General features: G+C 68.0%; 15 protein-coding genes and 1 pseudogene. 7 read left to right on the forward strand and 9 right to left on the reverse strand.

What is annotated here, in order from left to right; translation table 11 throughout:
* Positions 1 to 100 precede the first annotated feature (100 nt).
* Together ACXMDP_RS13865 and ACXMDP_RS13870 are read right to left on the reverse strand one after the other, a co-directional pair.
* A complete protein-coding gene (locus ACXMDP_RS13865) occupies positions 101 to 757 on the reverse strand; it encodes an FKBP-type peptidyl-prolyl cis-trans isomerase (protein ID WP_255101150.1) in 657 nt (218 codons plus the stop codon).
* Positions 758 to 838: 81 nt separating this feature from the next.
* On the reverse strand, positions 839 to 1,180 hold the full coding sequence (locus ACXMDP_RS13870; protein ID WP_259729836.1) for a phasin family protein: 342 nt from the start codon (positions 1,178 to 1,180) through the stop codon (positions 839 to 841).
* A 50-nt stretch (positions 1,181 to 1,230) separates the two neighbouring features.
* On the opposite strand from ACXMDP_RS13870, the gene ACXMDP_RS13875 reads away from it, so the two are divergent.
* Positions 1,231 to 2,814, forward strand: a complete 1,584-nt coding sequence (locus ACXMDP_RS13875; RefSeq protein ID WP_259729837.1) for an apolipoprotein N-acyltransferase — start codon at positions 1,231 to 1,233, stop codon at positions 2,812 to 2,814.
* 92 nt (positions 2,815 to 2,906) lie between these two features.
* On the opposite strand, the gene ACXMDP_RS13880 is transcribed toward ACXMDP_RS13875, so the two are convergent.
* On the reverse strand, positions 2,907 to 3,275 hold the full coding sequence (locus tag ACXMDP_RS13880) for an RNA recognition motif domain-containing protein (protein ID WP_094512660.1): 369 nt from the start codon (positions 3,273 to 3,275) through the stop codon (positions 2,907 to 2,909).
* A 165-nt stretch (positions 3,276 to 3,440) separates the two neighbouring features.
* Between ACXMDP_RS13880 and ACXMDP_RS13885 the strand changes: the two genes are divergently transcribed.
* Positions 3,441 to 4,004, forward strand: coding sequence for a PAP/fibrillin family protein (locus ACXMDP_RS13885; RefSeq protein ID WP_259729838.1), 564 nt, complete (start codon positions 3,441 to 3,443; stop codon positions 4,002 to 4,004).
* Positions 4,005 to 4,065: 61 nt separating this feature from the next.
* Positions 4,066 to 4,323 (forward strand): annotated as a pseudogene (locus tag ACXMDP_RS13890) (cell division protein SepF); the annotation flags it as partial.
* 30 nt (positions 4,324 to 4,353) lie between these two features.
* Here the strand turns inward: ACXMDP_RS13890 and ACXMDP_RS13895 are convergent.
* Positions 4,354 to 6,606: a beta-glucosidase family protein gene (locus ACXMDP_RS13895; RefSeq protein WP_259729839.1), complete on the reverse strand. Its 2,253-nt coding sequence runs from the start codon at positions 6,604 to 6,606 to the stop codon at positions 4,354 to 4,356.
* Positions 6,607 to 6,725: 119 nt separating this feature from the next.
* Here ACXMDP_RS13895 and ACXMDP_RS13900 point away from each other — a divergent pair, with 119 nt between their 5' ends.
* A complete protein-coding gene (locus tag ACXMDP_RS13900; protein ID WP_457766950.1) occupies positions 6,726 to 6,857 on the forward strand; it encodes a hypothetical protein in 132 nt (43 codons plus the stop codon).
* Between the two features lie 8 nt (positions 6,858 to 6,865).
* Here the strand turns inward: ACXMDP_RS13900 and ACXMDP_RS13905 are convergent, their stop codons facing one another.
* The gene (locus ACXMDP_RS13905) at positions 6,866 to 7,153 is read right to left on the reverse strand and encodes a WYL domain-containing protein (RefSeq protein WP_259729840.1); all 288 of its coding nucleotides are present in this window, start codon (positions 7,151 to 7,153) and stop codon (positions 6,866 to 6,868) included.
* Positions 7,154 to 7,830: 677 nt separating this feature from the next.
* Between ACXMDP_RS13905 and ACXMDP_RS13910 the strand changes: the two genes are divergently transcribed.
* A complete protein-coding gene (locus ACXMDP_RS13910) occupies positions 7,831 to 8,190 on the forward strand; it encodes a hypothetical protein (RefSeq protein WP_259729841.1) in 360 nt (119 codons plus the stop codon).
* A gap of 286 nt (positions 8,191 to 8,476) precedes the next feature.
* Here the strand turns inward: ACXMDP_RS13910 and ACXMDP_RS13915 are convergent, their stop codons facing one another.
* Positions 8,477 to 9,166 (reverse strand): SDR family NAD(P)-dependent oxidoreductase, encoded by a 690-nt coding sequence (locus ACXMDP_RS13915; RefSeq protein WP_259729842.1) that lies wholly within the window; start codon positions 9,164 to 9,166, stop codon positions 8,477 to 8,479.
* 68 nt (positions 9,167 to 9,234) lie between these two features.
* Here ACXMDP_RS13915 and ACXMDP_RS13920 point away from each other — a divergent pair, with 68 nt between their 5' ends.
* Positions 9,235 to 9,399 carry a hypothetical protein gene (locus ACXMDP_RS13920; protein WP_259729843.1) on the forward strand — a complete coding sequence of 55 codons (165 nt, stop codon included), beginning with the start codon at positions 9,235 to 9,237 and terminating at the stop codon, positions 9,397 to 9,399.
* A 54-nt stretch (positions 9,400 to 9,453) separates the two neighbouring features.
* Positions 9,454 to 9,801, forward strand: a complete 348-nt coding sequence (locus tag ACXMDP_RS13925; RefSeq protein ID WP_259729844.1) for an alpha-amylase family protein — start codon at positions 9,454 to 9,456, stop codon at positions 9,799 to 9,801.
* A gap of 281 nt (positions 9,802 to 10,082) precedes the next feature.
* Here ACXMDP_RS13925 and ACXMDP_RS13930 read toward each other — a convergent pair whose 3' ends face one another.
* Genes ACXMDP_RS13930 through ACXMDP_RS13940 form a run of 3 tightly spaced genes read right to left on the reverse strand, consistent with a single transcriptional unit; the run spans position 10,083 to position 13,040 of the window.
* Positions 10,083 to 11,180 (reverse strand): type III polyketide synthase, encoded by a 1,098-nt coding sequence (locus ACXMDP_RS13930; protein ID WP_259729845.1) that lies wholly within the window; start codon positions 11,178 to 11,180, stop codon positions 10,083 to 10,085.
* Entirely contained in the window at positions 11,171 to 12,307 is a 1,137-nt protein-coding gene (locus ACXMDP_RS13935; RefSeq protein ID WP_259729846.1) for an NAD(P)/FAD-dependent oxidoreductase, read from the reverse strand. The genes ACXMDP_RS13930 and ACXMDP_RS13935 overlap by 10 nt, the downstream gene beginning before the upstream one ends.
* Positions 12,300 to 13,040 carry a methyltransferase domain-containing protein gene (locus ACXMDP_RS13940; RefSeq protein WP_457766951.1) on the reverse strand — a complete coding sequence of 247 codons (741 nt, stop codon included), beginning with the start codon at positions 13,038 to 13,040 and terminating at the stop codon, positions 12,300 to 12,302. The genes ACXMDP_RS13935 and ACXMDP_RS13940 overlap by 8 nt, the downstream gene beginning before the upstream one ends.
* Positions 13,041 to 13,365 lie beyond the last annotated feature (325 nt).

Consider the following 13,365-nt stretch of genomic DNA (forward strand, 5'->3'; position numbering starts at 1 on the left):
GATCCGCGGAGCGAACCCTTCCGCCGGTGTGAACCCGCCCGCTGGTGTGATCATTTTAACAATCACACCCATCATCACGCCGTAAAGGCGGGGGGGCGAATCAGCCGCCGACGCGCAGCAGCTCCACTTCGAAGGTGAGGGTGGCGTTGGGGGGGATGACGCCGCCGGCGCCGCGCTCGCCGTAGGCCAGATCAGGAGGGATCACCAGCTTGCGCTTGCCGCCCACCTTCATGCCGGCCACCCCTTCATCCCAGCCCTTGATCACCCGGCCAGCGCCGAGCGGGAAGCTGAAGGGCTGATTGCGGGAATAGCTGCTGTCGAATTCCTTGCCATTCTCGAGGGTGCCGCGGTAGTTCACCAGCACGTTCTGGCCGCTGATCGCTTCAGCGCCTTCACCGATGCTGACGTCAATGATGCGCAGCCCGCTGGGGGTGACCCGTTCCTTGGCTGCCACCATCTCACCGCCGAGAGCGCCGGCGCCGCCTCCCTGGGCTACGGAGGAATCGGTGCTGGAGTCAGAAGCCATGGCAAAAAGTGTGGGGTTGGGGTCGTCGGGGTCGAGTTCGAAGCGGTTCACGGCCATGGCCGCAGCAGGCTGCGCGGTGCCGGCTGCCGCAGCATTGGCGGTGGGGGCCGCAGTCGTGAGCGCGGCACTTGTGCCTGCCGCCTCCACCGTGCTGGGGGCCACCAGCTGGCTGACAAGAGCCACCAGCAGGAAGGCGACGCAGAGGGTCGAGCTGATCAGGATGTCGCGCATGGCGGACGGGCGGGTCAAGGCACAAACGGTGGCAGGCCCGATTCTGCCAGCGGGCACTGCGGTTTCCGGCCGAGGTCGCATTCAGTCGCTGCTGTCCTCCGTCTCCCGGCGGGCGCGCAGGGCCTGCTCGAGCCGGTCGATGCGACCACGCAGCTCGTCCACTTCCCTCTGCCGCGCCAGCCCCAGGTCCTGGAGAAACGACTCCACGTTGCGCTCCACCGCGCGGCCTGCCTGTTTCTCCAGCTCGGGGTTGTCTCCCCGCAGGGCTCGCAGCACGTCATCCACCAGGGCGGTGGCCTGGCCGGGATCGAGCCGGCCGCTGGTCACCCACGACTGGGTGACGCTGCGCAGCCGCTCAGCCACCATCGAACTGGTGCCGAGCCCACGCAGCAGCAGCTGTTGCAGCAGATTGTCCCGTTCCATGGCGACAACGTTCGGTGCCCCATCCTGGTCTCCCGCCCTGGACCCAAACCATGGGCGATGACCGGCCGCTGCCCTGGGCCACGCGCCCGCTCACGGCTCCCTTCACCGCCGTCTTGGCGGGTGCGCTGGCGGGCGTGACGTTCGCCCCGTGGGGCTTTCCGCCCCTGCTGTGGCTGGCGTTGGTGCCGCTGTGGGGGCAGACCACGCCGGCTGGCGCTGCCCTGTGGGGGGCGGCGGCGGTGCTGGTGAGCCACCGCTGGCTGCTCTGGCTCCATCCGCTCGACTGGGTGGGGGTGCCGCTACCGCTGAGCCTGCCCCTCTGCCTTGCCCTGTGGGGTGCCCTGGCGGTGCTCGGTGCCGCCCTGGTGGCGCTGTGGAGCCTGCTGGTGCGCCGCCTCGATCCGCGTCGCTGGAGCACGGCTTTGCTGGCGGCCGCGCTCTGGGGTCTGGCGGAAGTGACCCTGGCCACCGGGCCGCTGTTCTGGATCGGGCTCGGGGCCTCGGCCCTGCCCGGCGACCGGCCTCTGGCCGGGCTGGCGGCACTGGGCGGCAGTGGCCTGGTGGCGGCGGTCCAGCTGTTGATCGGCTGGGGTCTCTGGCGGGTGCTGGCCGGCGGCCCGCAGCGGCGGCGTCGCAGCGGTGTGCTCCTGGCGGCCTCGATCCTGCTGCTGCACCTGATCGGCTGGAGCCAGCTGGGAGTTTTGGAAGGTCAGCGCCAGAGCACCGGTCAGAAACCGGACCAGCGACTGAGCCAGATCCCGGCTAAGCACACTGCAATCCAGCACAGCGAGGCCGTAGACCTGCGGGAGCTCGTGCTGGTGCTGCAGCCGGCTATTCCCACGCGGCGCAAGTTCGACGCCGATCAGCAACTCCTCCTACGCCGCCGTCTGGCCGCCGCTCAGGCGGAGGCGATGCAGCGGCAGGTGGATCTGCTGGTGCTGCCGGAGGGGGCTCTCGCCCTGGGGCAACACCTGCCGGCAACGGGGCCGGTGGAGGTGCTCAGCGGTGGCTTCCGGCAGGTGGGAGAAGAGCTGCGCAGCAGTGTGCTGCGCTTCCCGCCGGGCTCCCTCCAGCCCGTCTCCGCCCTCGACAAGCACCGGCTGGTGCCGCTTGGGGAATGGGTGCCGCTGGCGCGTTGGTGGCGCTGGGCCGGCCTGTCGGCGGTGGGCGGGGTGCAGCCCGGGGCGCCCTCGCGCCTGTTGCAGCGGCCGGGGGGCGCGCTCGCTGTGGCCATCTGTTACGAGCTGTCGGACGGCCGGGGGCTGGCGGCCGCCAGCCGCGCCGGAGCCGGCTGGCTGCTGGCCACAGCCAACCTCGATCCCTATCCCCCGCTCTTGCAGCACCAGTTCGCGGCCCTCAGCCAGCTGCGTGCGATCGAAACGGGCCGCTGGCTGGCCAGTGCCGCCAACACCGGTCCGAGCCTGGTGGTGGACCACCACGGAGTGATTCGCCAGCGGCTGGCCGCCGGGCATGCCGCCACCGGCCTGTTCGCGCTGGAGCACCGCACGGCGTGGACCCCCTACGTGCGCTGGGGCGAACTGCCCCTGCTGGTGCTGGCGCTGGTCGGCGGCGTCTGTCGGGCGGCAGCCACGAACCGGCCTACCGCCACAAGCCGCACTGGGCGGCAGCCATGAAAAAAGCCCCGCACAGGGCGAGGCTTGAAGGTTGATCAGGAAGCGACCGAAGGCGCTTCGTTGAATCAGCAACGGGTGAATTCAGTACCAGCTCAGTAACGGCTGCGGCCGCCACCACCACCGCCGTAGCCGCCGCCGCCACCACCGCCGCCGTAGCCACCGCCACCGCCGCCGCCGTAGCCGCCGCCACCACCGCGGTTGCCGCCGCCACCGCCGCCGCCACGCGGCTCAGCTTTGTTGACGCGGATCATGCGATTCATCCATTCGACGTTCTGGAGATCGTCGATGGCTTTCTGTTCTTCGGCATCATTGGCCAGTTCGACAAAGGCAAAACCGCGCTTCCGGCCGGTTTCCCGATCGAGAGGCAGGCTGCACTGGCGAACTTCCCCGTACTGACTGAAGAGGTCACGGAGATCCTCCTGTTCGGCATCGAACGAGAGGTTGCCTACGTAGATTGTCATTGAGCTGAGAAAAAACTTGAACGGATCCGTCGACGTCTTGAACAGACTTGTTGGACTGGCCAGGGATCTAGGAATCAACCAAATCGTACAGGAGCTCGCCCCGTACGTCCGTCCAAGTCTTCCCGTCGTCGCGGTGTGTTTTCCACCCATTGCCAGCCCTCCTCCATGCCACTACGCCAGCAGCTTCTCGACGCCCTGGAGCGGCCCGGATCCCTGGCCGACGACGCACTGCTGGCCCTGATCCAGGGGTTGGAGCAGGAGGCGCCCGCCGATCTGGACCACCAGCTTGAGCAGCTGACAGGCGTGTGGGAACTGCGCTGGAGCAGCAGCCAACTGCCTTATCTCAAAGTGGCGCCCTGGCTGGAGAACCTGCAGGTGCTGCTGCCGCAACGGGGCCAGGCGATGAACCTGCTGCGACTGGCGGGTCCCCTGGGGCCACTGGCAGCCATCGGCGTGCAGGCCCGCATCGCCGTCACCGGCGCCCAGCGGGTGAGCGTGACCTTCGAGCGGGGTGGTTGGCGCGGGCCCGAGCTGGCGGGCCGTCGGCTGGAGCTGTTCCGCGCCGTTCAGCAGGGATTTCCCGCCTGGCTGGATGTCACGTTTCTTGATGATCAGCTGCGCCTCAGCCGCGGCAACGCCGGCACCGTGTTTGCGCTGCGCCGCCGGCCCGATCTGGATCCCGACATGTTTCTGGGCGCCCTGGACCACCAGGCGGACGCCGCCCCATGACCCCCGCCACCCGGCCGGGCCACACGCCAGCGTGCTGGCACCGGCCGGCTGACCATGTCAGGTTGTGACCATGAACCGGTTCCCCGACCTGCCACCCGAGGTGCTGCTGATGGAGCCCCGGCATTTCGAGGAGTCGCTCGACGCTGTTCAGGCGGTGCGTGAACGCAAGACGGTGGTGCTCAACCTCACCGCGATGGCGCCCGAGGAGGCGCAGCGGTCGGCGGATTTCGTCTCCGGTGGCGTGTTCGCGCTCGATGGCCACCAGGAGCGGCTTGGCGAGATGGTGTTCCTGTTCGCTCCCAAAGGGGTGGGGGTGACCCGCGACGTGGGCGGTGGCGGCTGATCTGTCTCAGTCCTCCAGCACCTGCTCGCGCAAGGTGAGCTCCACCGCCAGGCCGGGTGCCTCCGCGTGAGGCGCCACCAGCACGCGGTGGCAGCCCGCCTCCAGCACGAACGCGTCGCGGGCCTCATCGAAGTAGGCCAGACGCCGCAGCGGAATCCGCAGGGTGAGCGGCAGCGTCTGCCCCGCTGCCAGGGTCAGGCGCTGAAAGCCCACCAGCTGCCGCGCCGCCCTCGGCAGCCGCAGGCCCGGGGGCTCCACGTACACCTGCAGCACCTCGTCGCCTGGCACTGCCGCAGTGTTGTGCACCACAAGCGACACGGCCAGCATCTGCACGTCGGGCCCTTGAGCCTGTGGCACCTGCTCCTCCGGCACGAGCCGGGCCACCAGCCCTTCATGGGTGAAGGCCGCGTAGGACAGACCCCAGCCGAAGGGGTAGGCGGCGGCGTGTCCCTGGCGGCGCAGGCGGCGGTAGCCGTGCCAGAGGTCATAGGTGAGGCGCCGGGCCCGTGGATCGAATGGCGGCAGGTGCGCTTCGCTGCTGGGCAGGGCGAACGGCAGCCGGCCTGAGGGGGACACCCGCCCGAAGATCACATCGGCCAGGGCCGCGCCCCCCTGCTCGCCGGGATACCAGAGCAGCAGCAGCGCCGGCACCAGCTGCCGCCACTCCTCACACAGGATGGCGCCGCCGCCCATCAGCACCACCACGGTGCGGGGGTTGGTGGCGGCCACGGCCCGGATCAGGCGCAGTTGCGCTGCAGGCAGGCCCAGGCAGGTGCGGTCGCCGGAGGCGAAGTGACTGCCGGGCCGGGCCGAGCCCAGCCGCGCCAGGGCCGCGATCAGCCGCGTCAGCTGGCGCCAGAGCGGCGTGAGCCGCCGCCAGCCCAGCCAGCGCACCAGCGCGGCAGGGGGCGGCACCTGCTCCAGCACCGGGGCGATGTCCCCCGGGTGGATGTGCTCGCCTTCGTTGCGCCAATCCAGACCCACCACCACCACGGCGGCGTCGCTCGCGGCGGCCAGGGCGGCGGCGGCAGCCAGGTTCCGCCCCTCCTCGTGACGGATGGCCATGGTGGGAGCCGCCGCCCGCAGACCCGCCAGCGGTGTCACGATGCTGCCGGCTGCGGGCCGGGTGTCGGAGGAGCCCCGGTCGCCCAGGTTGGGCAGCGCCGCCAGCCGGCCGATCACCGCCAGCGAGCCAGTGGCGGCCAGCGGCAGCAGCGGCCCCTCATTGCGCAGCAGCACGATCGCCTTGGTGGCCGCCTCCCGCGCCAGCGCCAGGTGATCCGCGCAGCGTCGCAGTGTGACCGGGTAGCGGCCGGCGGGCACGGCGAGTTGAACCCGCAGCTGGCGCAGCACCGCATCGTCAATGCGCGCCTGCAGGGCGGCGCTGAGGGGGTGGCCCGCTGCCGGCCCCAGGCTGCCCGCCAGGATCATCGGAAAGGGCATCTCCAGGTCGAGGCCCGCCTGCAGGGCGCGTGGCCCATCGCGCAGCCCGAAGATGAAGTCAGTGACCACGAACCCGCGGAAGCCCCAGCGGTCTTTGAGGATGGCCTGCAGCAGCAGCGGGTGCTGGCCGCACCACTCGCCGTTCACGCTGTTGTAGGCGCTCATCACCGAGCCGGCGCCAGCGTCGACGCAGTCGCGGAAGTGGGGCAGGTAGAGCTCATGCAGCACCCGCGGGCTGGCCTGCACATCCACCAGGAAGCGGCAGCCATCGATGGAGTTGAGCGCGAAATGTTTGACGCAGGCGATGGTGTGGCGCTGCAGTCCGCGGGTCAGGGCGGCGCCCATGGCCCCCACGTGCACCGGATCCTCGCCATAGGTTTCCTGGGCGCGTCCCCAGCCGGGATGGCGCAACAGGTTCACGCAAACGGCTCCCACCCAGTTGGCGCCGAACGAGCGGGCCTCAAGACCGATCGCCACGCCGATCCGTTCCTCCAGCTCCGGATCCCAGCTGGCGCCACGGGCGATCGGCACCGGGAAGGTGGTGGCGCCGCCTTCGAGCACCACCCCACGCGGTCCATCGACGAAGTGCAGCCCGCCGATCCCCAGCCGGGGCACCACGCCAGCCGGCCATGGATGGCGGTGGGAGGCGTCCTGGGTGGCGATTTCCGCCATCCCCGACCAGAACGGGGTGTCGCCATCGAGGCAGCCGAGCTTCTCCGCCGGGCTCATGCGCTCCAGCAGGGCGCGGGCTGTGCGCTCAATGGCCGCGGCGGGTCCGGCACGGCCATTGAACAGGTGGGGGCGAGGCGGCGCCATGGCAGGGGGGTGGGCTCACTGTTCATGGTGCAGCCATTCCCAGCGGCAGGCCGCAGGCCGGCACCACCATCGGCCTGGCGCTGGTGGAGAGCGGCCACGCCCTCGTGTTCCGCCGCTTTATGAGTCAGTGCGACGCCAAGGCCTACCTGGCAGCGGAGCAGCTCGCCATGCGGCGCCGTGCCGGGCTCTGGCAGGTGCCGGTGGCCTCACCCGCCCGTAGGGCTTCCACCGCCAACAGCGCAGCGGCGTGACTTCCCCCTCAGTGGGGGTCTTGGTCAATCGCCAGGACCTGCTGCGCCCGCTCCACCAGCTCCTGGCGCAGCGCCTGAGGGCTTTCGGTGCGGATGCCGGCCCCGAAACCGAACAGCCAGTTGCGCAGCTCCACGTCCTGTCGCAGGGTCCAGACGGGTAGGTCCAGCTCCACCGGGTAGGGGTGGCTGTCACAGGCGTCGTTGGGCGCCAGCACGTGCGGGGCGTTCGGGTGGTGCCACCACTGGTCGCCGCTGAGCGGATCCTGTTGGTGGAGAGCAGCACCGGCGGCAGGCATCGGGGCCGGGCAGGGGGCAGCGGCGTTCAGGCCTGGGCCCAGTGTGTTGAACGGGCGCCGGCGGCCAGTGCCTGGCTGCAGACCAGGGCGACCCAACCGCCGACGGCGATCCAGGACAACGAAGAGGCGGGCATGGCTGATGGGAAGCGCTCAGGAGCACCAGCGTGGGAGGGTTCGGCTGCGCCAGGCGGGCGCTTGCTGCGAACGACCAGGGAGGGGGTGTTGGGACGCATGGGTGGCGAGGCGCCAGCGAGAGTGAAACACTCGAGGTGGCCCTACTGGTTCTCAGCAGAGTTCAGGATTTTCACGGAACAATGACAGCCACCAAAGGGATCATTGAGGATTGATTCCACCTTCAACAGCGGATCTGCCTGGCTGGTGATTCGGTGGGGCGTTGGGTGAGTGATGACGAGCGGCTTTCCTTTCTTCAGGCGTTGTTCTGAAAGACAGGGCCTTGCCCATCGTGAACGTCAAAGCTCAACGGCTGCAAAAAACTTTGCCACGCCACTAGCACTCACCGACAGTCCGTTGCAGCGTCTTGCTAGCTTGTACTGAAAGGCGATCGCCCGCTGGTGCAACAACTGTCACAACATCGATATGGCTTTCTGCGATGACTATAATCTGTTCTATATCCACAAACTTTGCGAATGGGCTCCACCTTCGCTCTTTAGTCAACCATGTCTCACGATTCTTCATCGGCGCGATCACCCCTCGTTAAATTCATTCTGGTTCTCTGCCTCAGCCTACTGAGCCTGTTTTTACTGCTTTTAAGCACCGGCATGATGGCTCTTTGCAGTTTCTTTATCACTAATCCTGGCCTCTATCCCGGTGACATCGGCGATCGTGCGGCAACCTATCTTGGCTTCATGGCTGTCGGAGGCTCTTTATTGGTGTGGGTCTTCGTTTGGCTGTTGGTTCGCTACCGCTGGATGGCTCGTTCAACCGGGAAGTGGTTAGGTTACTGTTGCTGGGCGATCGCCGCTTTGAATGGGGTGCTGTTGCTCATTCCCTTAGTCGCCTGGAAGAGCGCGCTCTAGTCGATGCAAAGTGGATCTTTATGGCACTGGAGCGATCGCTTAGACACTAACGCTTGAGGACTTCAGACTTGGGTGATCGCCTTGATGAGCGCAACCTCTCGCTGTGGTGGCGATCGTCCCTCGCCGTTACCGTTGACATACCAAGGATTTCCGCTTCCCAAGCCCTCGATCAGCCAATTGCGAAAGCTGGCCAACGCTTGCGACCACTTGGCCGCGGAGCGGCTTCGCGTACCAAGAATAACCGGGTAGCACATCTCATTGGTGTCGGATCAGGTGCATGGCGATGTTAGGCACCCTTGCTGGACATAGCAGGCACATCGATCTCCTTGATACAGGTTTGGCGAGATAGGCACAGAACGCAGTCGATAATCATAAGTAGATCTTCAAGCGGAATCGCATCTGCTGGGGGAGCTCCAATCTCATCCAGGTCCGAAAGCACCTCTGGTGTTCCCACATTACCTGGATTGATCACTGTCACAGATATCCGATCATGCCGAAGCTCTACACGCAAGGAGTGGGCAACACCTCGGAGCCCAAACTTAGAAGCAGAGTTTGCGACCTCTCTGCTCGGAAAGTTGTCACGTCCGGAAAGCGCTCCCATGAAGATGATCTTCGGATTGCTGGACTTTCGCAAAGCAGGCAGCAATGCCTTGACTATTCTGATTGGAGTCAGGAGATCAACATTCAAAACTCTTGCAATGTCATCATCAGAGCAATTTGCGAATGAATATGATGAGGTAAAAGCATTGAATTCCCAAGTGCCTCCCATGTAGAGAAGTGAATCTAGAATTTCTTTCCCAGCAGCTTCGGCAACCGTATTGACTCCCTCAGGAGTCGAGACATCAGCCTTAATCCACTCACCATGCTTTGAGATGGTGCGCGATACAGACAATACTCGCTCTGATTTCGGCACTAGATGTCGCGCAACAGCCTCCCCAATGCCTCTGCTCCCTCCAATGATTGCGACGTTTGCCATGCCAGGAATTCCAGGTGTGCCCAACACTCATTCTACTGACCCGCATAAGACAGGAAGCCTTCTCCACCTTGCCGCTCAAGCAACTGTTCTCTGTTGCCAATCTCTCATTTCCCCCTGCCGCTGAACTCCCTGCTGCCGATGTTGCGCCGGCCAATCATTTTGTGGCCATTGTTTCTGAAGCCCATCATGCTGCGGCCGACGTTCCTGTTGATCACGTTGCGGTGCCCTGTTGAGCCCCGCCATCCCAGCTCTTCCATACCGCTGGTCTGCCCCGACGCCAATTGCGCATGACGTTCTCCTCCAGCACCGTGCCCGCCGAGATCAATGGCGTGCTGATGCAGGCCTTTCACTGGTACACCCCTGCCGATGGGGGCCACTGGCTACGGCTGGCGCAACAGGCTCCCGCTCTTGCTGCCGCCGGCATCACGGCCCTGTGGCTGCCGCCGACGGGCAAGGCGCTGGCAGGCAGCCATGACGTGGGCTACGGCATCTACGCCCCCTACGACCTGGGCGAATTCCATCAGCAGAAAAGCGTGGCCACCAGGTACGGCACCAGGCGGAGTTCCTGGCGGCCGTGGCCGCCTGCCATGCCGCCGGCTTGCAGGTCTAGGCCGATGCGGTGTTCAACCACCTGATGGGCGCTGATGCCGAGGAGGACTTCAACGCCACCCCCTACGACCCCCAGAACCGCTTCCAACCGATCGGTGAGCAGCGGCCGATCCGCAGCTGGACCCACTACAGCTACCCGGCCCGCGCCGGTGGTTATTCCGCCATGCAACAGCCACGACCACGGCTTCAACGCGGTGTGGCGGAGCAAAGGCAAGGCCTTCGACGACAACGTGGACCTGGAGCGCGGCAACGCTGCATGCCGCGGAGCCGTCAGAAGCCGGCACCCCCAGCCGCAGGGTCCTGTGATTCAGCCCAGCAGGCTGGCTTCCACGGTGAGGCCAGGCCCGAAGGCCAGGGCCACCCAGGGGCGGGGAGCGTTGCTGCGGCGCAGCCGCTCAAGGATGAACAGGATCGTGGCCGACGACATGTTGCCGAACTGGCGCAGTACGGCGGCCGAGGGCGCGATCTGGTGGGGCTCCAGCTCCACCGCCGTGGCGACCGCCGCCAGGAGGCGTGGCCCGCCAGGGTGCAGGGCCCAGGACCCGATGGCGGCGAGGGGTTGCCCTCGGGAGCTGAGCCATCGTTCCAGCCAGGGGCGCAGGTGGGCAGCGACGGCCGCCGGCACCTTGGCGGAGAGGGTCATCTCGAAGCCGTGGTCGGCGATGGTCCAGGACATCAGATCGCTGCTGCCCGGAATCAGGGTGGAGCCGGAAGCCAGCACCTGCAGCGGCGGGGCGTCAGCGGCTGCCCCTGCCGCTCCGGCAGCGCCCGTGGCCACCAGCGCACCGGCCCCGTCGGCGAAGAGGGCGTTGGCCACCACCTTCTCCGGATCCCAGCCGTAGTGCATGTGCAGGCTGCAGAGCTCCACGGCGCAGAGCAGCACGCAGGCGTTCGGATCGGCTTCCACGAAGGCCCGCGCCACCCGCAGGCCGTTGAGCGCGCCGTGGCAGCCCATGAAGCCCACATGGGTGCGTTCCACATCGGGGTGGAGGTGCAGCTGGGCCATCAGGGCCAGATCGAAGCCCGGCGCCTGGAACCCCGTGCAGCTCACCGTGACCAGGTGGGTAATCCGCTCTGCAGCCAGGTCGGCATCCGCCAGAGCCCGGCGTGCCGCCTCCAGCGCCAGGGGTTCAGCATGGGTTTCGAAGGCCCGGAGGCGCGCGCCGGTGGAGGGGCTGCTCTCGCCGTAGAAGGGCATGCGGCCATCGATGCCCGCCTCGTGCTCCGCCGACTCCAACAGCACGCTGTGGCGCAGGTTCACCCCGGAGCGCCGCTGGATGCGCGCCAGCAGGGCCGCCCGCTCCGGGGTGGAAGCGGAGATGCGCGCGGCCATCGCCGCCGATTCCGCCGGGCTGATCCGGTGGCGGGGAACGCTGGTGCCGACGCCGAGGATCGTCAGGGGCATCGCAGCAGCCGTTGCGGCAGGGAAGGCAGGCGAGACGCTGCCCAGAACAGGCCCCGGCTGCTGGTGGGGTGGCGCAGCGCCAGGGCCAGGCCACGACAGAGCAGCTGCCGGCGGCCGATCCGTTGCCGGTGCAGCTCACGCCAGCGGCGCTCGATCGCCGGCTGCCAGCTGCCGGTGCCCTCGAGCACCAGCGGCGTGGCGGCGACGGCGGCGGCGAGGGCCCAGCCCATGCCTTCTCCAGTGAAGGGCTCCACATAGCCGGCGGCATCGCCGAGCACCAGGAAGCGATGGCCCGCCAGGGGGGTGGTGCGGCGACTGAGCGCCGGTGTGCTCTGCCAGGCGGCCTCCGCCAACTGGGGAATGGCGGGAAAACCGGCCTCCGCCAGCACCTGCCTGGCCGCGGCCGCGGCACCTCCGCACTCCTGCAGCAGGGCGCGATCGAAGGCCGCCGCCAGGTTGAGGCTGCCGTCCTCCACCCGCACCAGGCCCACGTATCCCTGGCGGCCCACCGCCATGTGGATGGTGCCCTCCTCCCAGCGGCTGTGGCTCCCCGCCAGCACGCAGCCGGCCCCCAGCCGGGAGCGGGGGCTGATGCGGGTGTGGGCGGAGGGCTCGTGCTCCAGGCTGCGGTTGGCCAGCCCCGCCGCCACCAGCACCACGGCCGCCTGCACCAGCTCCTGCCGCTGTCCCTGCCGTAGGCAGACGCTGCGGGTTTGGGTACGGGTGCGGGGGGTGACGCCACCCAGCTGCGCGGTGGTGCAGGGGCGGAACACGGCACCGGCGTTGACGGCCGCCTCCACCAGCGCCTGATCGAAGCGACCGCGGGAGAGGGCCCGCCCCGGCGGCAGGGCGCAGGTGGTTTCCCGTCCGCCCAGGCCGAGCCGCAGCCGCCGCAAGGGTCGCCCGCCCAGGTGTTCGAGCAGGTGGCCCTGGCCCACGGAGGCGAGGGCCGCCTGGGCCTGGGCGTTGAAGCAGGAGCCGCACACCTTCCAGCGCGGGAAGCTGCGCTTCTCCACCAGCAGCACCGTCAGACCGCGACGGGCCAGATCCAGGCTGGCCAGGGCGCCGGCAGGCCCGGCCCCGATCACCAGCACGTCCCAGGGCTTGCCCGGTTGGCGTTCAACCACGGGACCAGCTCAGCAGGTAACGCTCCGGCCAGCAGCGCTGGATCCTGGCGCCGCTCAGCCCGGCCCGATCAGCCATGGCCGCCACCTCAGCGAGCTGGAAGGCCCCTTGCACCGACAGCGGTCCATCGGTGTGGACGATCCAGGAGCGGCTGAGCAGCCGGGTGCCGGCCCAGGCCAGGCCATAGCCGAGCGGGCTGCGGATCAGGTCGTTGACGAGCACGAGGTGACGGGCCCGGCGGGCCATCAGGGCCAGCAGTACCTCGGCGTCGTGGTCGCCCAGGTGGTGCAGGAACAGGGAGGTGATCACCACGTCATAGCCAGCGGGCGCGGCTCCGTCCGGACCGGAGGGCAAGGGATCCGCCAGGGCATCGGCCTGGAAGAAGCGCGCCGCGGCGCCGCGGCGTTCCGCATTGGCGCGGGCGATCGCCACAGCGCTGGCGCTGATGTCGCAGCCCTCCAGGATCAGCGGCAGCTTGCTGCGCCGGGCCAGCAGGACCAGATCAATCACGGTGTCACCGCCGCCGCAGGCCAGATCGAGCACACGCAGCGGCTGGTCTGGCTGCCGCGCCGCCAGCGCCGCGATCGGCGCGAACAGGGAGGCGGAACAACGGCTCAGGGCATTGATGCGGCGGAGACCCGCCAGGGCCCGGGCGTGATCGGCGGGGTCGATGCCCGGCTGATCCATCACTTCAGGTATCCGTTCCCTGCAGCTCAGGGAGTTCAGGCTCGGCATCGCCTCGGCTTGTCCTGAGAGGGCATGCACGAATGATGGCGACGCCGGGTGGGCAGAGGGCGTCGTGCGGGGTTCCTCGTTGATCCGTGCGGCAGGGCAGCACCCCTGCTGACCGAGGGCTGGCAGCGATGGCAGAGCTGTTCCGAAGGCGTTGAGCAAACGCCGCACCCACAGCATCCGTTCAAGTGCCTGGGCGTGAAGCTCGTGCGGCCTCAACCAAACCAGGCACGGAGATCTCAGAGATGCATCGGTTGCGGAGCACCCGGCTTGTGTCGAGGCACCCTCCACAGCCTTGATGTGGAGATTGGCAGCACCAGCCATTGGA

The sequence above is a fragment of the Cyanobium sp. ULC065 genome (assembly GCF_977927515.1).

Bases quoted from the DNA above. Each gene is read 5' to 3' on its own strand.
- ACXMDP_RS13880 (WP_094512660.1), bottom strand. From the start codon at position 3,275: ATGACAATCTACGTAGGCAACCTCTCGTTCGATGCCGAACAGGAGGAT.
- ACXMDP_RS13915 (WP_259729842.1), bottom strand. From the start codon at position 9,166: ATGGCAAACGTCGCAATCATTGGAGGGAGCAGAGGCATTGGGGAGGCT.
- ACXMDP_RS13925 (WP_259729844.1), top strand. From the start codon at position 9,454: ATGACGTTCTCCTCCAGCACCGTGCCCGCCGAGATCAATGGCGTGCTG.
- ACXMDP_RS13940 (WP_457766951.1), bottom strand. From the start codon at position 13,040: ATGCCGAGCCTGAACTCCCTGAGCTGCAGGGAACGGATACCTGAAGTG.
- ACXMDP_RS13930 (WP_259729845.1), bottom strand. From the start codon at position 11,180: ATGCCCCTGACGATCCTCGGCGTCGGCACCAGCGTTCCCCGCCACCGG.
- ACXMDP_RS13875 (WP_259729837.1), top strand. From the start codon at position 1,231: ATGGGCGATGACCGGCCGCTGCCCTGGGCCACGCGCCCGCTCACGGCT.
- ACXMDP_RS13865 (WP_255101150.1), bottom strand. From the start codon at position 757: ATGCGCGACATCCTGATCAGCTCGACCCTCTGCGTCGCCTTCCTGCTG.
- ACXMDP_RS13885 (WP_259729838.1), top strand. From the start codon at position 3,441: ATGCCACTACGCCAGCAGCTTCTCGACGCCCTGGAGCGGCCCGGATCC.
- ACXMDP_RS13905 (WP_259729840.1), bottom strand. From the start codon at position 7,153: ATGCCTGCCGCCGGTGCTGCTCTCCACCAACAGGATCCGCTCAGCGGC.
- ACXMDP_RS13910 (WP_259729841.1), top strand. From the start codon at position 7,831: ATGTCTCACGATTCTTCATCGGCGCGATCACCCCTCGTTAAATTCATT.
- ACXMDP_RS13895 (WP_259729839.1), bottom strand. From the start codon at position 6,606: ATGGCGCCGCCTCGCCCCCACCTGTTCAATGGCCGTGCCGGACCCGCC.
- ACXMDP_RS13900 (WP_457766950.1), top strand. From the start codon at position 6,726: ATGAGTCAGTGCGACGCCAAGGCCTACCTGGCAGCGGAGCAGCTCGCC.
- ACXMDP_RS13870 (WP_259729836.1), bottom strand. From the start codon at position 1,180: ATGGAACGGGACAATCTGCTGCAACAGCTGCTGCTGCGTGGGCTCGGC.